Genomic DNA, 25,641 nt, shown 5'->3' with positions numbered 1-25,641 from the left:
TTTTCCAAAGATGCTAGTAAGGTTGTATTTAGTTGTTTTTCAGCTATTTGTGTGGCAATATTTCTACTTATTTTATTTTCTGGTAAATATTATGCTGTCGGTTTACGATTCTGAACTTATCTATTATCGGATGATTGGTTAGGTTCTCTTTGGCACCCAGACAGAGAAATCCAAAGGTGGCAAGAGAGTTATAAAGTAGCTCTATCACTCTGCTTTGGAGCTGCTGATCAAAATAAATCATGACGTTGCGGCAGGTGATAAGCTGAAATTCATTAAATACGGAGTCGGTTGCCAAATTGTGCGTAGAAAATAATGTATTGGTGCGCAAGTAATTTGATATTATTGCCATATCGTATTTTACGGTATAGTACTTAGAGAAAGAGTCTTCTGTTGTGTATCGGTTAAAGTTTTCGGTGTATATTTTAATTTTTTGTAATGGATATATGCCCTTCTTCGCCACTTCGATAATATTAGAATTTACGTCCGTTCCGTAGATGAAAGAGCGTTCGTACAGTTTGTTTTGAGCCAACAGTATGGCCAAGGAATACACCTCTTCGCCGCTGGAGCAACCGGCACTCCATACTTTTACTCGAGGAAATGTTCGCAAGTACGGGATGGCTGATGTGTTGAGTTCTTCAAAAAAATCGGGATCTCTAAACATTTCCGTCACATTCACAGTGATCTCGTACATGAGGTAGGTCTGAAAACCCGGAATATTGATCAGCGCACTTTTCAGGTCTACAAAGTCCATTCGATCTAGTCCCATTACCCGCTGAACTCTCCTTTTGAGTGATGATCGGGTATATCCACTTAGATCAAAACCAGATAATTGTCTTAATAATCCTATAATTTCCTCTAATTCTTCAAAAGAGATATAAGCTGACTCTCCTTCTAGCTTAGCCATACTTGCATTAATGCGATTAATTTGTCAATGTCTATCGGCTTACTGATGTAATCGTTTGCGCCAAGTTGTATCAATTTTTCATGATCGCCATGCATAGCTTTAGCAGTTACTGCTATGATCGGTAGTCGAGCATGTTTTGGTTCGCTTCTAATGTGTTGTATGGCGTTGTATCCGTCCATTTCGGGCATCATTACGTCCATCAGTACGATATTGAACGGTTCTTTTTGATTTTTAATGATTGTTAGCGCTTCTCGACCGTTATTGGCAATTTCGATCTGTAAATTGTGCTCCTTGAGTGCGGTTGTGAGGGCGAAGACATTTCGCATATCGTCATCTACTACTAGCACACGTTTTCCATTAAGATTGCCAACATCCGAATGGGCTACTTTGGCGACTTTTTTGCTGTTATGGATCGGCTCATAATCGGGGTTATTGATCTTATTTAGAAACAAGTTAACTTCATCAATCAATCTATCTGTCGATTTGCCGTCTTTGTGAATCATGGACTTTGTATACTGAGCAATACGATCGGTTTGCTCAGTCGTTAGCTCTTCAGCAGTATTTATTATGACCGGAATACTTTTGAAAGCAGCGTCTTTCTTGATCTGTTCTAGAAGACCTAAACCGCTACTATCTGGTAGGTTAATGTCTAATATAATACAATCTATATTTTCCTCTGTCTGCAATTTGTCCAATGCCGACTTCTTCGTGAATGCCTGTATGATATTGATATTTTGTTCGGCAAATGCATTCTTGATGAAGTCACTCATCACTTCCTGGTCTTCAACCAAGAGTACTTTTTTGACATCTTGATCGATATTGAAAATAATATTGGAGAATGCTTTTTTGATGTTTTGCTCTGTCACGGGTTTTGATAGAAATCCGATAGCACCTTTTTCAAGCGTGTCTTTTTGCTGAATATTTGCAGCCGACATCATATGTACTGGGATATGTTGTGTAATCGGGTCGGACTTGAGCGTACGCAATACGTTCCACCCATCAGTAATTGGCAACATCACGTCGAGTATGATGGCATTTGGAAGATGGGTTTTTACCATTTCCAATCCTTGAGGGCCATCGTGCGCCAGCAATACGTTGAAGTTATATTGCTCGGCAAAATCCTTTAGAATGTATGCAAAATTGATATCATCTTCAATAATTAGTATCGTGCGGCCACTTGCGACTTTTTCTATGGTTTCGGGAGCATCAGTAGTTACGAGTTTAGGTAGCACTTCCATGACGGAATGTACTTTTTCTCTGGGCTCCATTATATCCGAAACTTCCGTTTGCAATGGAATAGATAGTGTGAATATACTGCCTTTGTCCAGCTCGCTTTCGAGGTGAATCTTGCCGCCCAATAATGCTGCGATTTCTAAGCTTATTGATAATCCAAGTCCTGTTCCTCCATATTTTCTACTCGTTGAACCATCTTCCTGCCTGAATGCCTCGAATATTAGTTGCCGCTTTTCAGGAGGTATTCCTTTGCCAGTGTCCTTGACGGAAAACAGAAGCTGCTCTTCATGCCGTTTTAATTCAAGCGTGATACGGCCATTAGCACTGGTAAATTTGAAGGCGTTGGATAGAAAATTCTTCAAAACTTGCTCTAATCGATATTCGTCCGAAATAAAAGTTTTCGGAAATTCAACCGATTGAGTATTGAATTGGATGTTTTTTTGTTTAGCCGTCTGCTTAAATAGGTTTTCGAGATTTTGTAGCAGTGTTTCGGTATTGACCAAATCTGAAAGTACTTCTACCTTGCCAGATTCTATTTTAGCAAGGTCAAGTAATTGATTGATCAGCTCCAAAAGATCAGATCCTGCGCTATATATTACGGCAGCATGTTTACGCTGATCTTCTGTGAGATTTCGGCCTTTATTTTCTTCTAGGAGTTTCGCTAAAATCAGAATGCTATTTAGGGGCGTGCGAAGTTCGTGACTCATATTCGCCATAAATTCTGATTTGTATAGACTAGCTTGTTCTACTTCTGCAATTTTTAGCTCAACTACTTTTTGCGCTTCCTTAAGATCGAGGTTACGATTCTCGAGCTCTTTGGCCTTGGCATTGAGTTCGATATTAGTTTGTGAGAGCTCTTCTTGCTGTACGCGCAGTTCTTCTTCTGATGACTCCAAAAGGTTGGTCTGATAAACCAGTTCATCATTAGTCATCCGCAGTTCTTCTTGCTGCGCGCTTAGTTCTTCGGTCTGCTTTTGCGTCGTGAGCAACAGTTTTTGTACCACTGCGTGATTTTGACCCGATTTGATCGCTGCCGCAATGATGCGAGCGGCACGGCCGAGGTATTCTGCAATCCTTTTTGAATTATCGGTATCTTCTTTAATAGCCAATTCAAGTAAGCCTATAGGCTCCGAATCGTGTATTATTGGCACTAAAATAATTTGTGGATTTATCCGGTCGATAAATGTCGAATATAGTTTAATGTGTTGGGCCTCTGAGGCTTCATAGGTTTTCTGCTTATGCTGCTGTACAGCCATGCCCAGCATTCCCTGTCCGATCTTAAAACTTGTCGCTATTTGATCATCTTCAAAGCCCAGCATCGCAATTCGTTCGAAAGTTTGATTATGATCTTCCTTAATGTAGATCGCACCTGCGTAAAAAACGTTGTCTAATGATCGCATGATCTTTCGAAGCGAAATCTCCGCAATGTCAGACAACTTATCTATACCAATCAATTCATCATAAATTTTATTCGTGCGATCCAATATCCAGTTAGTACTTTCGAATCGTTGGTTGGCAATGGTTAGCTCCGATTTGATTTGTTTCTCCTGAACAGTCGAAAGACGCAACTTTTCACTTATCATATAAGTACTATACAATACGTACAGTATGGCTAGCAAAGCGACAATATTAAGCGGCAGTACGACATAAAGCGCGTCTTTTAACTTTAGCGTTTCGTCTTTAATTTTGGCCTTATTGATCTCAAAAACGGCTGCAATTACCAAATCACATGTGTTATGAATATGTTGCTCCTCAACTGCCATCGCAATAGCTTTTTCGTCCAATGTTTTGTCCTTCAGTGCTACTTGAATAGAATCCATTTGACTGACATGTCGCAAGAGATTTCTTAACTGTGCGAGTTCCGGCAAATCAGCACTATAAAGGTCATTAGATTCCTCAAATTCGATCAAATGGCCAGTCGCTTTTTGAATGTAGTGATTAAGCTGGAGTATGGTGTTGTTAGAACCCCGAGTGATATAATCAGATTTTACCCGATTAATGTTAAGCAATTGATTTTCAAAATTGCTTAATATATCCGCTTTCTGCCTAAAGGTTTCGCCATATTGCAGTGTATTTGTCGCGTAGTCATTTTGTTTGTTAGTGTAATAGACAAACGCATAAATCAAAATGGCGTATGCAACAATGACACCGGCGAAAAATTGCAACTTTAATATGTGGTGCCTTCTCATAAATTATTGGGTAGAAATTACTATATGATGCGTCAAATATGAATAAAAAGCTTTGGATGATGAAATTAATTTAATGAATCATAGGATATAAATGCAACTATTGGCTTCGCGACAATGTACTTGCGGATAGTTTTTATATCTTTAGGTAAAATACAAACATCTGATTATGGGATCCGAAGTACAAGTCATTTTAATTATTGTAGGGGCTGTTGTTGCCCTATTTCTATTATTGTACCTTTTGCCAGTTAACCTGTGGTTTACAGCGCAATTATCTAATGTAAAAATTAGTCTACTCAACTTAGTGCTGATGCGTCTACGAAAAGTGCCACCAGCGCTCATTTCCAATGCCATGATTATCTCGACAAAGGCTGGTTTGAGAATCACCACGAATGAAATCGAAACCCATTATTTGGCAGGTGGTAATGTAAATAAGGTTATAAAGGCACTTATCTCGGCCGATAAGGCAAATATACCGCTCGATTTCAAATTGGCAACAGCGATAGATCTGGCAGGTAGAGATGTCTTTGATGCGGTACAATTGTCTGTAAATCCGAATGTCATTAATACGCCTCCTGTAGCAGCAGTTGCAAAAGATGGTATTCAGCTTATTGCCAAAGCACGAGTAACCGTTCGTGCAAATATTAATCAGCTTGTTGGTGGTGCAGGTGAAGAGACAATCCTTGCCCGAGTAGGAGAGGGCATCGTCACAACCATTGGATCATCTATCGATCATAAACACGTACTAGAAAATCCTGATAATATTTCTAAGACCGTGCTATCCAAAGGGTTAGATTCGGGTACAGCATTTGAGATCTTATCCATAGATATCGCTGATATCGATATTGGCGAAAACGTCGGAGCAAAACTACAAACGGATCAGGCAGAAGCCGATTTGAAAGTAGCCAATGCGCGTGCGGAAGAGCGCCGTGCTATGGCTGTAGCCAATGAGCAAGAGATGCGCGCTAAAGCACAAGAAGCCCGAGCAAAGGTGATCGAGGCGGAAGCGCAAGTACCTATGGCCATGGCCGAAGCATTTCGCAGTGGTAATCTCGGTATTATGGATTATTATAAAATGCAGAACATACAAGCCGATACCGATATGCGTACTTCTATATCAAAGCCCGGCGAATCGAACAAGAAATAAAAAAGCATGAATAATCATAAGGCTTCCATCAAGGAAGCCTTTTTTGTTTACGACCCGTGCTATTTCGTGGCATACAGAATTTATCGTTATTTTTGAGCCCATATGATTTTGAGGGATTTTCAACACATTCAGGCAGTCGCTTTGGATGTAGATGGTGTGCTGACTGACGGAACCGTTCTAGTGACCGAAGAGGGGCATCAACTCCGAACTTTTCACGTGCGAGATGGATTTGCCATCCAAGCTGTTGTACAAGCTGGTATTCGTGTGTTTATTATCAGTGGCGGCCGTTCTAATGGTGTAGAAAAGCGCCTTCGCGGTCTCGGTGTTGAGCATATCTATCTGGGAGTTGCTAACAAGAAAGCACTTTTGCTGCAGCTCTGCGAACAATTTTCTATCGATCGGCAATCATTATTGTATATGGGCGATGATATACCCGATTTGGATGCGATGTCCATCGTCGGTTTGCCGGCCTGTCCGCGAGATGCGGCAGAAGAGATTAAAACCATAAGCCGTTATCAATCTCCATTTGCAGGTGGCCGAGGTGCTGTACGCGATGTGCTGGAAAAAGTATTAAAAACACAAAATAAGTGGCCAACTTCTAACACAACAAAAAGTATTTAATGGCATGATATTAAATGAAAAATTAAAAGACACCCGAATTATATTAGGATCTCAATCTCCCAGGCGACAAGAACTATTACGCCGGTTGGATTTGGATTTTACGGTCGAAATTCCAGAAGTTGATGAGCATATCGATACATCGCTGACGCCAGAAGACATCGTTTGTAGCATTGCGGAAGCCAAACTTACGGCGTTTTCTGCTAATTCTTATCATGATCATTTGGTCATCGTAGCCGATACCTTAGTCGCGGATGAGCATGGCACCATGCTGGGCAAGCCGGCAGATGCCGACGAGGCGAAAGCTGTGCTTTCACGATTATCCGGTCGTCAGCATGCTGTTTATACTGGCGTTATCCTTGCGTTGCGCGGGCGCATACATCGGTTTGTGGAGCGTACAACTGTTTGGTTTGTAGATTTGGAGCAGGATGAAATCGATTATTACATCGCAAATTATAACCCGATGGATAAAGCGGGTTCTTATGGTATTCAAGAGTGGATTGGCCGTATTGCGGTTGAGCGGATCGATGGCGCGTATGAGAATGTAATGGGGTTACCGACTGCTCGATTGTACCATGAAATGAAGCAATTTCTGGCGCAAGACTGATAAGTAGTTTCTTGCTTTTCCATAAAAAAAAACCTGCACAACAGTCCTTGTTGTGCAGGTTTTTTGCTCTTTATCTCCACTCAGTTATTTGATATGATAGCGAATTCCGGTATAAAACATGCGTCCGGTTAGTGGCCCCCACAACATGTTGGTGTCAAAATTACTTCCAAATGGTTGATCGAATGCGAGAATTGGATCTTGCTGAAAGAAGTTGCTTAAATTCTCTCCACCTACGTACACATCGAAGTTCTTGTTCTTGCCAAACGTTTTGGATACTTGCGCATTCATGGTTACGTATGCCTGAGAACGATCTTGTAATTGGTATTGTGCAGGATTTCCAGTGGTTGGCGGGATGCGTTTATGCCCAACGACATTCAATGTATAATCAAAAGACCATCCGGCGTGCGTATTGTAACCCAAATTCATGAAGCCGCGGTGTTTAGCAATCAATGGTTTCTGCAATCGGCCCGTTTGATAATCAGTTTGTACGTCGAGATACCGATACGCAAAACGTGCTTCCATATGCTGGATCGGCATAAATCGAAGTTCTGTCTGCAAGCTGTTAGAAAAAGATTTCCCTTCTAAGTTGTAAAAACCGACTTCACGCGGATTTTCCCAATCGATGACTACTTGGTTTTGAAAGTTGTTGTGAAAGAGCTCTACAGATATGCCCGCTTCGCGGCCAAATAATTGAAAATCTTGATCTGCACTGAATCCTGTATTCCAAGATACTTCTGGTCGAAGGCCATACGCTGCTGTTCCATAGGCGATGCCATCGAGATTAGCTATAGTTCTACTTGATGCAAAGATTCCCAAGTTCTCAGCAAAAATATTAGCAGTCCGCTGTCCTCGACCTGAGCTCAAGCGCAGCGTTGTCGTGCTTGTTGGTTGATAGCGAATCACACCGCGCGGCGTGGTAAACCAACCATACAAATTGTTGTGATCTTGGCGTAAGCCCAAAACCACATCTAGCTTTTCGGCTGGGCTGTACGTGTATTCTCCAAAGACACCGGTTACGCGTTCCTGCCTGCCCATTTGATAATTGATGCTTGGCGAGGTATAAAAGAGATCTTCTCGGTATTTATCGTACTGCAAAGATGCACCGACTTTGTATTTGTGCGCCTCGCTCCCGATTACATCCTGGAAAATTAAGTTGGCGTAGCCCGATGAATGGTTATTATTGTAGCCCGTAAGGCCAAAAAAGCTCTCCTGATCGTAGTTACTTGCAGATAATTGCAAACCGATACTGCGGTGCAAATTAGTCGGGAATACATAGCCTACTTTGGCAAAACCTTCAATCCGTTTGTTCACAAAGCCTAGGCCGTATCGGTTGGTGGTGAATTGATCGGTACTTTTATCAAAATCGATCTCACCGCCTATGCGGTTATCATTCAAATATTTTACGCCAAACTGTACTATAACGCCGTGATCATTTTGGTAGTGCCACCGATTGACACCACTAAATAAATTACCAACCGGAATATCGCGAAAGCCGTTGTTGCTAAAATTCATGTGGCGGTTATACATAAAGTTGTCGTGCAAAAGGAAACCTACCGACCAATTATCACTGAGTTGTTGCGAAACATTCAGATTTACATCGGTACGTCCCATATTATTTGCGTACGCATTGAAATAAAGACGATCAGTGTTGTGAGGTTTTTTGAGTTCGACGTTGATCTGTCCGGCCATATTTTCAAAACCATTGACCACTGAACCAATCCCTTTGCTGATGTTGATTGATTCAATCCAGCTTCCCGAAATACTATTTAATCCCAAAGGAATGGCAAATCCCCTTGGCCCCGGTAATCCTTCTACTGTCAATTGAGTATAGATGCCGCTAAGGCCCAACATCTGGATCTGCTTGCTGCCTGTAACAGCATCGCTGCTCACCACGTCTACCGAAGCATTGGTTTCAAAACTCTCGCTAAGATCACAACAAGCGGCTTTAAATAATTCTCGAGCCGTTAGGGTTTCTACTCGAGTGGCATTCATCCGAGAGATGTAATTGGACTTTTGGCGGCGCGAAACAACGATTTCCTTTAATACATTGTTTTTCGACTGTACAACCAACACCTCATGCAGATTGGTCACTTCTAGTGTGTCTGCTTGCATGGCTGTGTGAGATACGACCAGACGCTTGTAATCATGCTCATGCATGATTTTAAAAATACCGTCTTTGTCGGATTGGACCTTTTTCTCGGGATTTTCGACCCAGTACACCGTAGCGCCTTGAATAGGTTTAAGATCGCCATTCTCACTTTCGTTGACCACCACACCACGCACTTCGTGGTCATGATCGTGGTGCTCTGTTTTATCTACATTTGATGAGGATGGGTTCTTTGTCGTGTCTGCGTCCTCATCCATTCGTTCGTACAAACAACAGGTATGTAATGCATCGTATACGGCATCGGGAGCTTTAAATTCGTCGGTGTCGTGTCCTGCTGCTGCAATAGCTTCTTTTATCTTCGAAAGGCTGCTATTGTTGTTATCAAATGTTACTTCAGCTTTGCCGGTTTGTGGATTCCAAATGATGTGGGATGCTCCAGCATCTTTACCTGCTTTTTCGATGCGTTGTTTGCACATGCCACAATTGCCAGCGACGTCAAATGTTTCTTTGATCGCATTTTGCGCTTGTGTGGATGGTATAGCCGCAAAAAAAATAGCGATATACCAAAAAAATATATTTTTCATAGATGTATTTTAAATGTAGGGAACTTGATACCATCTATTCAGGATGGTAGAATCATGGAACTACATCAAATATCAAATACGAAAATTACAATTTACTAGATAAGTATTGGGGAATGTGGTAGTTGCTGCGAATGTGGCTACGGCCGGCTTCGCCGATGCTGATGCATCAAACAATGCATGGTGAAATACAATAATCCACGGAATAATGAATTCCGCGGGAGATAACGTTTCAAAATCTTTAAATAAACTTGTCAACGCTTGTTCTTCGCCATTACTCAATTCGACTCGTACATCCGTACAACAAGAATGCTCGTGAGTACACGCGAGAATATCCTCGGTCATCATGTCTTGCGCCTCGATGCAGCAAGAATGGTGATCTCCTGTACAAAAAGTACAGTCAGCAGAATTAGTTTGTTTTTCAAAAATAGAAATCTGAGCGTTTTGTCCACAGCTGTGTATATATACCGTAGCTCCCGTGCTGGTAAGCGAGTAGATAAACAATAGGAATATGGAGAAAATTCTGCTCATTTGATACAAATGTCAAAAATAAAATGCAAAAACCCAAACCATTAGGTTGCACACGTGCATTTAGCGAGTTTTGTTTAGCGCATCGACTACGTCAGCAATGATATCGTCTTTATCTTCTAAACCCACTGATAGACGGATTGACCCTGGTTTGATACCAAGGTTTAATCTTTCTTGTTCAGACAATTTAGAATGCGTGGTAGACGCAGGATGTGTAACAATTGACCGATTATCGCCCAAGTTGGACGTACACAGTATCATTTCCAGATGATCGATAAAGTTTTTTGCACGTTCAAAACCACCCTTCACCACAAATGTAACGATGCCACCGCCCGCCTTCATTTGCTTTTTTGCCAGCTCGTACTGCGGGTGTGAAGGTAAGAAAGGATATTTTACATCTTCAATTTCTGCGTGATTTTGCAAGGCTTCGGCTAGTGCCAGAGCGTTAGAACAATGGCGATCCATGCGTAAACCTAATGTGTCCAAACTTTTGGAAATGACCCACGCATTGAATGGCGACATAGATGGGCCTGTGTGCCGAATGAAAAACATCATTGTATCGATGAGTTCTTTCTTTCCTACGGTAACCCCGCCCAATACACGACCTTGTCCATCCATGTACTTGGTAGCCGAATGAATGGATAAATCAAATCCATATTGCAGTGGCTTTTGCAAATACGGAGTCGCAAAGCAATTGTCGATGATTAACAAAATATGCGGATATTTCTCCTTAAATTTTCCTAGCCATTCTAAGTCTACTAATTCTAAACCGGGGTTAGAAGGAGATTCTAAAAAGATGATTTTAGTATTTTCCTGAATTGCTTCTTCCCATTGTTGTTGCTCGACGCCGTCCACATAAGTTGTGGTAACTCCCCAACGTGGAAAAAGTTGGGTAAACAACTGATGTGTAGATCCAAATATCGCTCTACTTGACACGATGTGATCGCCACTCTTGATGAAGGCGGCAAAAGATGCAAAGACCGCGGCCATACCAGAAGAAAAGGATAATCCGGCTTCTGCACCTTCCATAATACACACCTTGCTGATAAACTCTTCGGTATTAGGGTTTGAATACCTAGAATAAACCATTCCTTCTTCCTCCTCGGCAAAGATTGCACGGCCTTGCTCTGCACTATCGAAGATAAAGCTAGATGTCAAGTACAATGGCGTCGAATGTTCTCTTTTAGCTGAGCGGGGAACTTGGTTGCGTATTATTTTGGAGTCGTCTTTTTGCATAGTTCGCAAATGTACATAAATGTAGTATTCATTTCCAATGGTTTAGTTAGAATTTAATAGATCATAGGAACATGGCGCTAATGTTAAGAATTGTAATGATTTCTATTTCGTAAAACTTTATTTTTAACTTTGTATAAGTTAAATGTAAAGTACAAAAGATGAGTTGGATTCGCTTGCTAATTTTTGGAATGCTGCTAGGCAGTACGGTAGGGTGTTTGCGTGATGATGATGAGCCAATTCGACCAACTCGTCCGATTAGTCGATTGTATATCTCGACTTCTAACTTTCAGCCAAATACAGCATTGCAGCAGTTAGAAAACGTGTATCTGGTCGATCCTGCGGATGATGCCCTTTTCACTTCATTCAATAACGCATTTCGAACTGGAGCTTTTGGTGGTTCTGCGATTACTTATAGTCCAGAAGTTCAACTACTATTTCAATCCTCTCAAAACACGCCTTCAGCGGAAGATCATGCTATTCAGATTTATCGGATTGACACCCTCCGCGGAACGCTAGCAAGACAAGGTCAGCCGACATCCGAATTGCTAACGGCCATTCACAATATGGCTTATCATCCCAATAGAGATCTATTGTTTATGCCTAATACGCGTGCCTCTGAACCCACTATTCCTCCATCATTAGTCGGTTCTGTGTTGGCAAACGCTGGCCAAACGCAGTCTGATCTGTTTGTCTATGGTCGAGTTAGAACAAAAGATCGTGCTAGTTTGCCAACATATAGAGTTCCATTTTCTGACAAATTGATTCGTGCCATTTTTGTATACGATATTAGCTTGAGAACGGAAGATTTGCAGAATAGAACCTATATATCTACATTCAGCGAAACCGCGACGACAGAGGTGCTGGGCTACCTGAATCTTCCAGATCAATTGGCTAACAGGCCAGATTCTTTGCGCTTAGATATTGAGCCAGATTTTACGCTATCTCTTACAGGCGTTACAAATTTACTTTCCATGGCATATTCACCCAAGTTGGATTTGATGGTTGCTACTCAGTTAGTACAAGGCGGCAATAGCAAAATCTTGTTTTATGAAAACTTCTCTACTCATACTACCGATGCGAATATTTCAGTTAGTCGCACGATCGAGGGGACAAGGACTAAGCTGGCTAATCCAGTTAGTGTAGCAATAGACACGCGAGATGGCGCACGTTATTTGTACGTTGCCGATTCGCAGGCAGTCTCTAGCACGGGCCCTGGTGCGGGTGCGGTTTTAAGATTTTTAATTACTGATGAAGGAGATGTTGAGCCAAATGGTGAATTGAGGATTCCAAACCGCACACCAATAGGCGTGTCGCTCGATGCGCGCGGAACTATTCCGGCAGACTCGACCATAAATTCGAGCAGTGTTGCTAGAAAACGACACTAACCGGAGGTGTAGCATTTGTTTAAAATGCTATTGAATCAGATCCAGTAGTAAGGCAATATCTTGACGCTTCGTGCTATTGTCAATATGTTCATATGCTGACATAAGATTGCGCAGTACACGTTTGATAATTGCTATATTGTCGCAAGGGTGTGTGTATTCGCGTGATATTGGCAGGTTCAATTGTCGCAAAAAAGCATGAATATCCTCATCTTGCATTATTTGACCTCGGTTAAATACATTAATATAGAATAGAGCCTTATTGGGATTGGTTTCGTCCATGTAAGCTAACACAAAGTGCTTGGGTAGATTGACGCCATATATTGGTAGATCCAACTTCTGTGCGACCAGCGCATATACACATGCAAGTGAAATTGGATTACCTTTCTTCGTTTCTAATACCTGATTGATAAACGAGTTCTGCGGATCGTGGTAATTGCTTGTATTGCCAGAAAGGCCGTATTCGCGGAAGATAATGTTATTCAGCAACCTTACTTTTTCTACCGGACTCATATCGTACATCATACCAGTCCAAGCGGCGCTACGCAGCTCGGCCAGTTGATAATATACTTGATCCTCGTTCATGTTGGGGTATTGATATCGATTGATGATCATGAGCCCATCCAATAAATCGTCTGAATTGTTTAACTGCCAAATCTGTAATTCATTCTTGACCTCGTCAAATTGGATTTTGTGAATGATGTTTTCAATGCGCGATTGCGCCAGAGGATCGAAAGACTCTTCCCATGATTGCTCGAGCATTGGAATAACGTCGGGCCCAAAAGTCACTAGCTTATGCTCGATCTGCTGAAAGATATCGTAGTCGGGGTCGTCCAGCAAGGATACTAATGCGGTGAATTCGTTGTTGGTCATACGTCGTGTTGTTATAGATTATCCGGGAGCGACTAATTTAAATCCTACACCGTATACATTCTCAATTCTGACGCTATTGGATTTAGACAACACTTTTCTCAATCTTGAGATGAAAACATCGAGGCTTCGACCTAGAAAATAATCATTGTCACCCCAGATATGTAATAGAATCTCCTCTCGTTTTACTATTTGGTTGCGCTGCTTGTACAAATAAGTAAATAATTCTAGCTCTCGCAGTGTTAGTGTAGTCGTAAAACTTTCTCCTACAGATATTGATAGCAATTTTAAGTCCAATTTTACATCGTTGATGTTTATTTGGTTTGTGACGCTTTCGGCTTGCGTATGGGTGCTGCGCATTTGCCTGTTCACGAAATTGCGAATACGTAAGACCAATTCGTCTACGTCGAATGGTTTGGTGATGTAGTCAAACGCGCCTAATTGTAGACCTTTGATTTTGTCTTCCTTCATGTTTCGCGCAGTCAAAAACAGAAAATGTGCTTGCTCGTTAATTAGGCTAATTTGTTTGGCTAGGGCAAATCCGTCTGTATCGGGCAATTGTATGTCTATAATACTGATATCGAACTGCGCTTGACCATACGCTTTTAATGCAGTAGTACCATCCAAAGCCCAATATACTTCGAATCCCATCATTTCTAGGTATTGCTTAGTTACATTACCTAGATCCGATTCATCTTCCACATATAAAATGCGTGTTTTCATACCTCTATATTACGAATTTTTAGGAATATCGATAATAAAGCTGCTCCCGACTTCGACCACGCTTTCAATATCTATAGTCCAGCCATGTGCTATAACGCATTGTCTAACATAATACAAGCCTAATCCAAGACTGGTTTGCGTGTTAGATTGCGAACGGTAAAATTTTTGAAACACAAGTTTTAGTTCCTTATCAGAGATACCGTTTCCATTGTCCGATAGCCGTATGCGCCAATTATTACCGGTGTCGATTAATTCAATTTTTATAGTTTTTTCTGTTTTGTGATTGTGCTTTACCGCATTTTCTAATAGGTTTGAAATCATCGTGGTAAAGAAGAATGGATTCATCGTTACTATAGTATCTTTTTGAGGTAAGTCAATGAATTCAATTCGTGTCTGGCTGTCGCTCATCTTAAGGCGATAGTCGTCTGCCATTTCTCGTAATAAGCAGGTGATGTTTTCAGGCTCTTTTTGTAGTGCGTATCCACTCATTGCGGTGATGTCGAGCACCTGTGAGAATAAACGTTGCAAGCGGCTGGATTGGCGCTGAATAACATCGGTAAGGGCTTCAAGCGGTTTATTTTCTTGTACAAGTTGCTGTGATTTCAACGTTTTATTGGCTACTTGAATAGTCGCAATCGGGGTGTTAAATTCATGTGTAATGCTATTGACAAAATCCGACTTCATATCTGCCAAACGCTTTTGTCTGATCCAGTTTCTGTAGGTCGCCAGATAAATGATTATAATGGTCACAATGGCAAAAATCCCAAGTAGAAAAACAGGAGCAATCAGTTTCAGCAAGGCAATTGTTCTGTTTTTTCGATCGGCGAAGATGGCGAATGAGACTTGATAGCTGAAATTTTCTGTACTGCTTACATTGAGTTCTGATACTAGGTTCTGTTTTCTAAGTTTTTCTAATTTGCCTCCGATGCGTAGTCCGTTCATCGCCGGAATGGTGTTCCGGTCGCCAGCTGCGATTGACTCAGGGCTATAAATGTCGACTTTGCGTTCATCGGTAAGGTTAATGCGTACACGATTCAGCAATAGTGCATATTCCCACTCATCTCCCAATTGAAAAGTCGATTTGATCTGCTCAAATACACTATCCATGGTGTTGTGGAGCTTAAGCTCCCGGTCCAAATTTGCAAAATTGCACTTATTGTATCTCGCAGTTCGCTGCTGTGGTGTTTATCTAAGCTATCTAATAGCGCCAGCTTGGGGTTGATGTTAGCATCAAAAATATCTTGCCCTCCGGGATACAATTTGTCATTTCGAATTGCATTATAGTAGAACTCTTTGATTAAGAGTTTTTCGGTGTTTTGATACTGCTGGTCGTTGAGGATGAAGGTATTATACGTGAGATAAACCAGTAGACTGATTAGCGTGATAAAACTGAATACAGCCGTGATTTTATAAACGAGAGAAATGGAGGTGAGTTTCATGTAAACGTATCGCAATTTTTGGCAGGAAGAATTGTTATCTGGCAGAATGAATGTACACAAAATTTACATGTAGTAGTTAATAATTTAGTTTTTGTTAACAATTTGTTGGGGTTTTGTTAACAGCCCTATATCGTAAATCCGTTTACTTTTATTTTCAGATATCGGGAAGACGATATCTTACTAGACACCTACATCTAAACCCATGTTACATTATTTTAATCACCAACCTGTGCTACGCATCCTAAATTTAAGTATGCTATTAGTGCTTTTTATTCCTGTTGCGCTGCATGCACAACAGCCACAAACAATTACTAAGAAAGGGTATACCTTGCATTTTCATGCGCAGAATCCCGATTTTGATGCTGCACAGCAAAAGCGCCTTATAGACGTTTTTTTTACAAATTATCCTAAGTTGGTAAAGGATTTCAATCCAAATTCCCTGAAAGAAGTATACATTACGATCGACACTACCTATGATGGAGTGGCTTACGCACACAATGGTAAGATTGTGATCGCACAAGCTTGGATGGAAAAAATGCCAGAAGATATCGACGTCGTGACGCACGAAGTGATGCATATCGTACAAGCCTATCCGGCACGCAGTGGACCAGGATGGCTGGTCGAAGGTATTGCCGATTACGTTCGCTACAAATATGGCGTAAACAACGAAGCGGGCAATTGGTCTTTGCCAGCACTTAAAGATGATCACCATTATAAAAGTAGCTATCGAATATCCGCTCGATTCTTGGATTGGATAGAGAATAATAAGAAAAAAGGTACTGTGAAGAAACTAGATGCCGCAATGCGTGAAAAAACGTATACTCCTGAAATCTGGACAAATCTTACCGGTATGGAACTTGATGCGCTTTGGGATGCCTACGTGGCCGCCAACAAAGCTTAGAACATTTTTTTAGTATATTCGAATTATGAACCTTCGTTATTTATTTTACTCCCTATCATTTTTGTTTTCGATAGGGGCACTTTCTGCCCAACAGATCGCTCAGGTAGAAAAACCTGAAGAATGGGTAAACACCCTTATGGGAACTGATTCCAAAGTATCCATGTCTAATGGAAATACTTATCCCGCCATTGCAGTGCCATGGGGAATGAACTTCTGGAGTCCGCAAACTGGAAAGATGGGCGACGGCTGGATGTATACTTATGCATCTGATAAGCTTCGCGGATTCAAACAAACCCACCAACCTTCTCCTTGGATGAATGATTACGGCCAATTCTCCATCATGCCGGGAAGTGGTACGCCTGAGATCGATCAAAACAAACGGGCAAGCTGGTTTTCACATAAATCGGAGACAGCGAAACCGTACTATTACAGTGTGTATTTAGCAGATGCTGATGTGACAACAGAGATCACACCAACTGAGCGTGCTGCAGTCTTCCGCATCACTTTTCCTGAAAATGATAGCTCCTTTGTGGCTATCGATGCATTCGATAGAGGATCGGAAGTGAAATTCATCCCAGAAGAAAATAAAATTGTCGGTTACTCGAGCCGTTACAGCCGCGGAAAATATGAGAACTTCAAAAACTACTTTGTTATCTACTTCGACAAAGACATCACGTTTACTAAAATTTGGAAAGACAGCGTATATCAAGCGGCTAACGAGCAAGCAGCAGCTGGAAACCACACTGGAGCCATTGTAGGTTTCAAAACTAAACGTGGCGAACAAGTCAATATGCGCGTAGCATCATCATTCATTAGCTACGAACAAGCCGAACTAAATCTTTCTCGCGAAGTCGGTGCTAAATCGTTTGCGAACGTGCATGACGAAGCAAAAGAAGCTTGGCATCAAACATTGAGCCGCGTAAAAGTAGGCGGTGGTACGCACGATCAGTTAAAAACGTTCTACTCTTGTTTGTACAGAACAGTATTGTTTCCAAACAAATTGTACGAGTTGGATGCGAATAATGAGCCTGTGCACTGGAGTCCATACAATGGCAAGATCTTACCTGGCCGTATGTTTGCCGGTACGGGTTTTTGGGATACGTTTCGCGCGCTATATCCATTCTTGAATTTGGTTTATCCAGAAATCAATGTGGAGATGCAAGAAGGATTGGCCAACGCGTACAAAGAAGGCGGTTGGTTGCCGGAGTGGAGCAGCCCGGGTTATGCCAACATCATGGTGGGAAACAACTCGGCTTCTGTCGTGTCGGATGCGCACATCAAAGGATTGCGGGGTTATGATATCGAAACCTTGTACGAAGCATTATTAAACGGTGCAAACAATGAAGGCCCAATGACCGCAGTTGGTCGTGCAGGAGCGCCATATTACTTGGAGCTAGGATACGTGCCTTACGATGTCGGAATCAACGAAAATGCGGCTAGAACGTTGGAATACGCGTACGATGATTTTGCCATTTATCAATTGGCAAAGGCATTGAAAAAACCAAAGAAAGATATCGAATTGTACCGCGCGCGTAGCATGAACTACAAGCACTTGTTCGATCCAGCAACTGGATTGATGCGCGGTAAGAATAAAGATGGCTCTTTCCAATCGCCATTCAACCCATTCACTTGGGGCGATGCATTCACCGAAGGGAATAGCTGGCATTACACGTGGTCGGTATTCCACGATGTGGAAGGTTTGGCACGTTTGATGGGCGGTCACAAGTCATTCACCACCAAATTGGATTCTGTGTTCTCTTTACCTCCAATTTATGACGAAAGTTATTATGGCGGCGTGATTCACGAGATTCGTGAAATGCAAGTAGCGAATATGGGGCAATATGCACACGGTAATCAGCCGATTCAGCACATGATCTATTTGTATAATTATGCAGGCGAACCTTGGAAAACACAATATTGGGCACGTGAGACCATGGATCGTATGTACACGCCGCATCCAGATGGATATTGTGGTGATGAGGATAATGGACAAACTTCGGCTTGGTATGTATTCTCTGCGTTAGGATTCTATCCGGTATGTCCGGCTACCAATGAGTACATCTTCGGATCGCCTTTATTTGATCAAGCGGAGATCACATTGGCCAATGGCAAGACGGTATCAATCCAAGCAGCAAACAATACTGCAGACAATCGTTATGTACAACAACTGAACGTTGACGGTAAAGCGCATGCCAAAAACTTCATCACCCACGAACAGTTGCAAAAAGGTGCTAAAATTGACTTCTCGATGGGAGCGCAGCCTAATACGCAACGCGGAACATCTGCAAAAGACTTCCCGTATTCGTTGAGTTTAGAAATGGAAGGAAAATACAAATAATGATAAACTTAGGTTTAGCTAATAAAGTGCGCTGGCAGGAATGCCTGCGCACTTTTGGTGTAGTGAGTTTGCTACATCTGGCTGTTGCTTCGCAAGCGCAAGAAAAAAGACTTGTGGATTATGTTGATCCGATGATTGGCACGGCCAAAATGGGACATACCTATCCAGGACCCACGGTACCGTTTGGTTCCGTGCAGCTAAGTCCGGATACCGATACGATACCATACGCCGTAAACGGAAAGTACAATGGAGATGTGTACAAATACTGCGCGGGTTATCAATACAGTGATCCAACGATTGTCGGTTTCAGCCATACGCATTTTAGCGGTACGGGGCATTCGGATTTGGGTGATTTCTTGTTGATGCCCGCCAGCGGTGCATTGAAACTAAATCCCGGTACAGCAGATAAACCGGGCAGCGGTTACCGTTCGGCATTTAGCCATGACAATGAAACAGCTGCAGCAAATTATTACAAAGTAAAATTAGATGCACACAACATCACCGCCGAGCTTACGACAAGTGCGCGCGTTGGTCATCATAAATATACTTTTAGTCAAGCAGGCGAGAGTCATATCGTTTTCGACCTGATGCACGGTATCTATAATTACGATGATAAAAATGTGTGGACGGTAGCGCGTGTGCTAGACGACCATACTATTGTAGGATATCGCCAAACGCACGGATGGGCAAGAACCCGTGTCGTGCATTTTGCGATGAAATTCTCCAAACCATTTAAAAATTATGGTACCAAGAACTTTGAAAAGCAACAAGTATACAAAGGCTTCTGGCGCAAGTTTGATCAGACGGATAATTTTCCAGACATCGCTGGCACGAAAATCCGTATGCACTTCGACTTTGATGTAGCAGCTAACGAAGAAATTCAAGTGAAGTTGGCAATATCGCCCGTAAGTACGAACAATGCGCTGGCGAATATGGAAGCAGAAGTGCCGCACTGGGATTTCGAACGTACCAAACGCGAAGGTCAGGATCTTTGGGAGAAAGAATTAGGTCGTATTCAAGCGAAGTTGCCTACGGAAGCTGATTATGTTAATTTCTACACCGCGATGTACCATGCAGCGCTGATGCCAACCGAGTATATGGACGTGAATGGGCAATACCGTGGCTTGGATCATCAGGTGCATCAAGCGGATGGTTTTGTCAACTATTCTTCATTCTCCTTGTGGGATACTTTTCGCGCTTTTCATCCGTATATGAACTTGATAAATCCTTCGCGAAACTCGGATATGGTGGCTTCGATGATGGCGCACTATGATCAGAGCACGCTGAAAATGTTGCCAATATGGTCGCATTATGGTAATGATAATTGGTGCATGAGTGGCTATCACAGCGTTTCTGTTATTGCAGATGCGATTTTGAAAGGCGTGTACAAGGGCGATGCCAACAAAGCATTGGATGCCTGTATTGCGACAGCCAATTACCGTCGGTATGAAGGCATTGGAGATTACATTGATTTGGGTTATATTCCTGATGAAAGCAATGGAACCTCAGTTTCCAATACCTTGGAATATGCTTACGATGATTGGTGCATCGCACAATTGGCGAAGCACTTAAATCGTGAGGCCGACTATCAGATTTTTGCCAAACGAGCTGAAAACTGGCGCAATATGTTTGATCCATCGATCGGCTTTATGCGTCCGAAAGATGCGCAAGGAAAGTTTCGTGAGCAATTCGATGTGTTAGAAACACACGGTCAAGGATTTATTGAAGGCAATACGTGGAACTATAGCCTGTATGTGCCACATAACCCAGAAGGATTGATGGAATTGATTGGAGGCAAAAAGAAATTGGCAACCTATCTGGATTCTTTGTTCACGATGCACCTTCCCGACAAATTTTTCGAGCACACAGAAGATATTACGCGTGAAGGAATTATTGGCAATTATGTGCACGGCAATGAACCGGCACATCACGTCGTATACTTGTATCAGTTGGCTGGCGAAGGATGGAAATCCCAAGAGTGGATCCGCAAAATCTTAAAAGATCAGTATCACAACGGGGCAGATGGCTTAGGTGGAAATGATGACTGTGGACAGATGAGTGCTTGGTATTTGTTCTCAAGTTTGGGTTTTTATCCGGTGGCGCCAGGTTCTACCGATTATTGGTTAGGTAGTCCATTAGTGCAATCAGCATCTGTCCAATTGGAGAATGGAAAAACTTTCGAAGTGGAAGCCATCAATCAAAGTGAAAAAAATGTCTATGTACAAGAAGTACGTTTGAATGGAAAACCATTGAAAGGCTACATCTTAAAGCATGAAGACATCGTGAATGGCGGAAAATTGCAATTCAAGATGGGAGCCAAACCCAATAAAAAGGCTTAATAAAGTAGTGTCTGGCAAAACACAAAAAAGCGCTATGAAGATCAATCTTCATAGCGCTTTTTAATTGGTGCACCTAAGATAACATTAGGCGATATTAATCTTTCTTAAGCTGTCCGTCTAATAAGTTGATGATGCGGTTACCGTATTCTGCGTTTTTCTCTGAGTGCGTCACCTGCACGATCGTAACGCCCTCTTCGTTCAACTGTTTAAATAACTTCATCACATCTTCACCCTGTTGAGAATTGAGGTTGCCTGTGGGTTCATCCGCCAAAATAAGGTTCGGAGATCCTGCCAAAGCGCGCGCGATACCTACGATTTGTTGTTGTCCGCCCGATAATTGATTTGGAAAAAGATCCTTTTTTCCGACAATGCCAAAACGGTCCAGCATATCTCCTACAATGGCTCTTCGCTCCGAACTAGAAATGTTTTTATAGATCAATGGCGTTTCGATGTTTTCGTATACCGTAAGCTCATCTATAAGGTGATAAGATTGAAAAACGAATCCTACACGCGACTGGAAAAGTTCTGCTCTCTTGCGGCTTTTCAATGCGTATACATCTTCTTCCAAGAAAAGATAGGATCCCTCGTCAGGCGTATCCAGATTTCCTAAAATATGCAATAACGTGGATTTTCCCGATCCCGAAGGGCCCATAATGGAGATAAACTCTCCTTGTTCTATACGTAGGTTAATGTCTTTTAGTACAAATGTCTTCGTACCTCCGACGTTGTACCACTTGAAAATATGTTGTAGTTCGATCATGTATGCAATGGCTTTATGATAGATCTTCTGTCTAAGGATGTGCCAGAGTCGTAATGTATTGTTAGTCAGCTAGTATGATGTGGTTGTGTTTTGGCAATGTTCGGAACTGAACACTTTTTTGTTCAATTCCGAACAGCTTGACTAGCAATGGCTGCGTATTATTTTAGCGGATGGCTGACGCCTTCGAAAGTCATCTTCACCGGTTTGATCAAGCCTTGCTCGTCGAAATGCAATTCTTCGATACAGGTCACGCGGTCGTGTGCGCTCGTTTTTCCTAACGGACGACGGTGATATACTATAAAATATTTCTCTTCGTTTGGTACTTTAATTACGGAATGGTGACCTGCACCTGTCGCAATTTCAGGATCTTGTTCTAGAATGGTATTTACACGTTTGAATGGGCCAAATGGCGAATCTGCAATCGCATAGGCTACTTTGTAATCTGGACCTGTCCAACCACCTTCGGACCACATGAAGTAATATTTGCCATCTTTGATAAACATAAACGGTCCTTCTACATAATTTTCAGGAGTGACCTCTTTATAAAAAGTACCATCTTCGAAAGGCAGTATTCCGGTGAAATCCGGTTTTAGCTTCACCATATTACAATGTTTCCAACCGCCGTAATACATGTAATACGTGCCATCTTTATCTTTAAAAACGAATTGATCAATTGGTTGCGCTCCGTTCACATTTTCTTGAATCAATGGTTTTCCGATCAAGTCTTTGTAAGGCCCTTCTGGTTTGTCAGCGACTGCGACACCAATACCACCTACTTCACCTGGATGTACATCATTTGCACCAAAAAATATATAGTATTTGCCATCTTTCTCTAGAACCGCAGGTGCCCACATCGCTTTATTCGCCCATTTCACTTCGTTGTTGTCTAAAATGCGTTCATGTTTTTCCCAGTTTACCAAATCTTTGGAGGAGAAAGCATCAAAAAATATTTGCTCTTCATAAGGAGCAGAATAGGTCGGAAAAATCCAGTAGGTATTATTATATACAATTCCTTCAGGATCGGCATAATTTCCTGGGAAAACGGGGTTTTGTTGGGCAATAGCCAGTGAACTGCAACTTAGCAAAGAAACTGCAATTAGAGAGATTAACTTATTCATGCTTTTTCGATTTAGCGTTTATATCATATAGGTAATTGTTCTCTAATATAGTGCTTTTTTTTGATTGAAATGTCGTACAGATCTCTTACACACCAATAAATCAATATGTACTTGAAACAGTGCTGCGCAAACAATTGCTAATCGTCTCTCAAACTCCGCGTCGGGTTCATCAGAGCAGCTTTCAACGACTCATATCCGACGGTAAGCAACGCGATGATCAATGCAATAGCCGAAGCTAAAGTTGCAATCCAGATGCCCATCTCAATCCGATATGCAAAACCATTCAGCCATTGCACCGCACCGTACCACGATATAGGAATAGCCACGATAATTGCTACAATCAAAAGTCCAATAAAGCTTTTAGTCAGCAATGTCACGATGCCGATCGTAGAAGATCCCAACACTTTGCGAATACCAATTTCTTTAAAACGTTGCTCCGCCATAAATGCCGATAACCCATATAGCCCTAGGCAAGAAATAAAAATCCCCAAGCCCGCAAACAGCGCGAACAATTTACTCAAACGTTGTTCGCTCTCGTACAATCTTGTGAGCTCTTCATCGAAGAAGCCATAATTAAACGGGTAATTTGGATTTAGTTTCGTATTGACTGCTTCCACAGCAGCTAAAGTCGCTTCTAATTTCCCTGGTTGTGTACGTATTACTGCCATGCCACCCCATTCATTGTATTGCAACATGAGTGGGCCGACAGATTGACTCACCGGTTTGAAGTTGAAGTCTTTTACCACGCCAACTATAGTTCCTTTTTTACTCCAAACAGCAAAAGGTTTTCCGACAGCTTCTTCGGGTGAAAGTCCCATGACAGCAGCCATGCTTTCATTGATCATATAGCTGGTAGAATCTGTGAAAAGCTTAGAGAAAGTACGGCCAGCCAGCAGTTCCATACCAAAAACGGAGATAAAATCTGCGTCAACATCCATCATGGGTACGACTAACTCCGAACTGGGATCTTTTCCTTCATACCAGTAATCTATCGTACCACTACCTAGATTGGATGGCAAAGCGTCTGTAATAGTGAAATTGCTGGTGAGTTGGTTTTCGGCTAGTGCATTTTTCCAAGTTTGTTGTTTGCCCCAGATATCTCCCGTCATATGCACATAGAGAAGGTTTGACCGATCGAATCCGTTATCTCGATTTTTGATGAATTCCAATTGTTTGTAAATAACGATTGTACCCACCAACAAAAAGATAGACACAACAAATTGCACGACTACCAAACCATTGCGAAACACACGGTGACCACTGCGCTGTGATGTTAAAATTCCTTTCAACACTAAAAGTGGTTTAAAGCTGGACAGGTAAATGGCGGGGTAACTGCCAGAAAAAAGGCTAGTAAAAATCACTATGGTCACTAAATAGCCGGCCATTTCTGGAGAAAATAGCGAAATGCTTATTGATTTCCCAATCAATCCGCCGAAAGCAGGTAAAGCCAATATTGCTATCGCCAGTGCAATGATGACAGACAGAGAAGTTATCAATAATGATTCTCCTAAAAACTGCGTAATCAACTGTTTGCGATCTGCGCCAACGACTTTGCGCAGACCGACTTCTCGAGCTCGCCTTGCAGATCGTGCTGTTGATAAATTCATAAAATTGATACAAGCAACAATTAGGATAAATAGACCTACTAGCGATAATGTATTGACATACAAATAATGTCCATGTACGGCAACATCAACCTGAAAGTTTTGCGAGTGTAAGTGTATGTCTGATAGAGGTTGCAGCTTGAATTGCGTCTTAGCAATTACGCCATCTGTATGCGTTTTATATTCACGCATGATCTCTTCTGTCACCTTGGATAAGGCATCAGCTGTAGGTGTCAGTTGCTCGTCTAGCTGAAAGTAGGTGTAATAAATAAAGTTGCCCCAATCTTGACTCGGGTATTTCCAATCATTGTCCTTTATCGCCGAGATCGGCAGAATATAGTCGAATTGGAGATGTGAATTGCTTGGGATATTGGCCAAAACCGCAGACACCGTAACCGGATTTTTGTTGTCTCTGATCAACGTTTTACCGACAACATCTGTACTGCCAAAATATTTATTCGCCATCTTTTCTGTAAGTAAAATGACATCTGGATTTTGCAATGCAGTACTCGGATCGCCCTTCAAAACCGTAAAGGAGAAAAATGATAAAAAGTTCGAATCAGCATAAAAACCTTCTTTTTCCTCGAATTTTTTTCCGTCATGCTCAAACAGATGATCTACTCGATGAGTTAGACGCAAATGGTCTTTAATTGCCGGGATTTTACTGGCCATTTCTTGCCCGATGGGCGGTGGTGTGGTGGCCGCCACAAAATCTTTTGATATGCCACTGGTTAAACGATAAGTCTGCGCGGCCTTATCATGAAACTGATCGTAACTGCGTTCGTGCTGTACCCACAAAAAAATCAAAAAAGTAGAGGCCAAGCCAATAGAAAGCCCAAGAATGTTGAGCAACGAATAGGCTTTGTATCTCCAAAGATTTCGATACATGATTTTTAGATAATTCTCTAACATTACTTCTAGAATTAATCTTTAAACAAACTATTGGTGCCTGCAGAAATGCCACTCCAACGGCGATACTCATGCCCTAAAAATGGATCGCCACGATACTTTCTCTTCATC

Annotated in this window: 19 protein-coding genes; 7 read left to right on the top strand and 12 right to left on the bottom strand. The window is 41.9% G+C overall.

Annotation, left to right across the window (positions count from 1 at the left end; genetic code table 11):
- Nucleotides 1-67 precede the first annotated feature (67 nt).
- The gene (locus A0125_RS13005; RefSeq protein WP_066756965.1) at nt 68-904 is read right to left on the bottom strand and encodes a CheR family methyltransferase; all 837 of its coding nucleotides are present in this window, start codon (nt 902-904) and stop codon (nt 68-70) included.
- A complete protein-coding gene (locus A0125_RS13000) occupies nt 892-4,326 on the bottom strand; it encodes a response regulator (RefSeq protein ID WP_066756963.1) in 3,435 nt (1,144 codons plus the stop codon). Before A0125_RS13000 ends, A0125_RS13005 begins: the two co-directional genes overlap by 13 nt.
- 166 nt (nt 4,327-4,492) lie before the next feature.
- Between A0125_RS13000 and floA the strand changes: the two genes are divergently transcribed.
- From floA to A0125_RS12985, 3 genes are all read left to right on the top strand, one after another.
- Nucleotides 4,493-5,470, top strand: coding sequence for a flotillin-like protein FloA (gene floA, locus A0125_RS12995; RefSeq protein ID WP_066756960.1), 978 nt, complete (start codon nt 4,493-4,495; stop codon nt 5,468-5,470).
- Between the two features lie 102 nt (nt 5,471-5,572).
- Complete coding sequence (locus tag A0125_RS12990) at nt 5,573-6,091, top strand: KdsC family phosphatase (protein WP_066756957.1); 519 nt, start codon at nt 5,573-5,575, stop codon at nt 6,089-6,091.
- Between the two features lie 4 nt (nt 6,092-6,095).
- Nucleotides 6,096-6,695: a Maf family protein gene (locus tag A0125_RS12985; RefSeq protein WP_066756955.1), complete on the top strand. Its 600-nt coding sequence runs from the start codon at nt 6,096-6,098 to the stop codon at nt 6,693-6,695.
- Between the two features lie 84 nt (nt 6,696-6,779).
- Here the strand turns inward: A0125_RS12985 and A0125_RS12980 are convergent, their stop codons facing one another.
- The 3 genes from A0125_RS12980 to A0125_RS12970 all read right to left on the bottom strand — a co-directional run bounded on the left by A0125_RS12980 (nt 6,780) and on the right by A0125_RS12970 (nt 11,147).
- The gene (locus A0125_RS12980) at nt 6,780-9,386 is read right to left on the bottom strand and encodes a TonB-dependent receptor domain-containing protein (protein ID WP_066756953.1); all 2,607 of its coding nucleotides are present in this window, start codon (nt 9,384-9,386) and stop codon (nt 6,780-6,782) included.
- A 72-nt stretch (nt 9,387-9,458) separates the two neighbouring features.
- Nucleotides 9,459-9,914, bottom strand: coding sequence for a hypothetical protein (locus A0125_RS12975; protein WP_066756951.1), 456 nt, complete (start codon nt 9,912-9,914; stop codon nt 9,459-9,461).
- Between the two features lie 60 nt (nt 9,915-9,974).
- A complete protein-coding gene (locus A0125_RS12970) occupies nt 9,975-11,147 on the bottom strand; it encodes a trans-sulfuration enzyme family protein (RefSeq protein ID WP_066756948.1) in 1,173 nt (390 codons plus the stop codon).
- A 158-nt stretch (nt 11,148-11,305) separates the two neighbouring features.
- On the opposite strand from A0125_RS12970, the gene A0125_RS12965 reads away from it, so the two are divergent.
- Nucleotides 11,306-12,532, top strand: coding sequence for a hypothetical protein (locus A0125_RS12965; RefSeq protein ID WP_066756945.1), 1,227 nt, complete (start codon nt 11,306-11,308; stop codon nt 12,530-12,532).
- Nucleotides 12,533-12,559: 27 nt separating this feature from the next.
- Here the strand turns inward: A0125_RS12965 and A0125_RS12960 are convergent, their stop codons facing one another.
- From A0125_RS12960 to A0125_RS15625, 4 genes are read right to left on the bottom strand one after another with little or no spacing between them, the layout of a single operon-like run.
- The gene (locus A0125_RS12960) at nt 12,560-13,402 is read right to left on the bottom strand and encodes a transglutaminase-like domain-containing protein (RefSeq protein WP_066756941.1); all 843 of its coding nucleotides are present in this window, start codon (nt 13,400-13,402) and stop codon (nt 12,560-12,562) included.
- A gap of 18 nt (nt 13,403-13,420) precedes the next feature.
- Entirely contained in the window at nt 13,421-14,122 is a 702-nt protein-coding gene (locus tag A0125_RS12955) for a response regulator transcription factor (protein ID WP_066756938.1), read from the bottom strand.
- Nucleotides 14,123-14,131: 9 nt separating this feature from the next.
- On the bottom strand, nt 14,132-15,229 hold the full coding sequence (locus A0125_RS12950; protein ID WP_066756935.1) for a sensor histidine kinase: 1,098 nt from the start codon (nt 15,227-15,229) through the stop codon (nt 14,132-14,134).
- Nucleotides 15,157-15,561, bottom strand: a complete 405-nt coding sequence (locus A0125_RS15625; protein ID WP_156472544.1) for a hypothetical protein — start codon at nt 15,559-15,561, stop codon at nt 15,157-15,159. Before A0125_RS15625 ends, A0125_RS12950 begins: the two co-directional genes overlap by 73 nt.
- Before the next feature lie 253 nt (nt 15,562-15,814).
- On the opposite strand from A0125_RS15625, the gene A0125_RS12945 reads away from it, so the two are divergent.
- From A0125_RS12945 to A0125_RS12935, 3 genes are read left to right on the top strand one after another with little or no spacing between them, the layout of a single operon-like run.
- Nucleotides 15,815-16,462, top strand: a complete 648-nt coding sequence (locus tag A0125_RS12945) for a basic secretory protein-like protein (protein ID WP_197464879.1) — start codon at nt 15,815-15,817, stop codon at nt 16,460-16,462.
- 25 nt (nt 16,463-16,487) lie between these two features.
- Entirely contained in the window at nt 16,488-18,800 is a 2,313-nt protein-coding gene (locus tag A0125_RS12940; RefSeq protein ID WP_066756932.1) for a GH92 family glycosyl hydrolase, read from the top strand.
- Nucleotides 18,800-21,139, top strand: a complete 2,340-nt coding sequence (locus A0125_RS12935; protein ID WP_066756929.1) for a GH92 family glycosyl hydrolase — start codon at nt 18,800-18,802, stop codon at nt 21,137-21,139. The genes A0125_RS12940 and A0125_RS12935 overlap by 1 nt, the downstream gene beginning before the upstream one ends.
- Before the next feature lie 94 nt (nt 21,140-21,233).
- Here the strand turns inward: A0125_RS12935 and A0125_RS12930 are convergent, their stop codons facing one another.
- The 3 genes from A0125_RS12930 to A0125_RS12920 form a co-directional block, all read right to left on the bottom strand.
- Nucleotides 21,234-21,899: an ABC transporter ATP-binding protein gene (locus A0125_RS12930; protein WP_066756926.1), complete on the bottom strand. Its 666-nt coding sequence runs from the start codon at nt 21,897-21,899 to the stop codon at nt 21,234-21,236.
- 158 nt (nt 21,900-22,057) lie between these two features.
- Nucleotides 22,058-23,017, bottom strand: coding sequence for a glycoside hydrolase family 43 protein (locus A0125_RS12925; RefSeq protein ID WP_066756923.1), 960 nt, complete (start codon nt 23,015-23,017; stop codon nt 22,058-22,060).
- Between the two features lie 137 nt (nt 23,018-23,154).
- On the bottom strand, nt 23,155-25,509 hold the full coding sequence (locus A0125_RS12920) for an ABC transporter permease (protein WP_197464878.1): 2,355 nt from the start codon (nt 25,507-25,509) through the stop codon (nt 23,155-23,157).
- Nucleotides 25,510-25,641 lie beyond the last annotated feature (132 nt).

The organism is Sphingobacterium populi, from assembly GCF_001586775.1.
GTDB lineage: Bacteria > Bacteroidota > Bacteroidia > Sphingobacteriales > Sphingobacteriaceae > Sphingobacterium > Sphingobacterium populi.
Note: the sequence above shows the minus strand (reverse complement) of the source record. Positions and strands in the feature narration are given on the sequence as shown.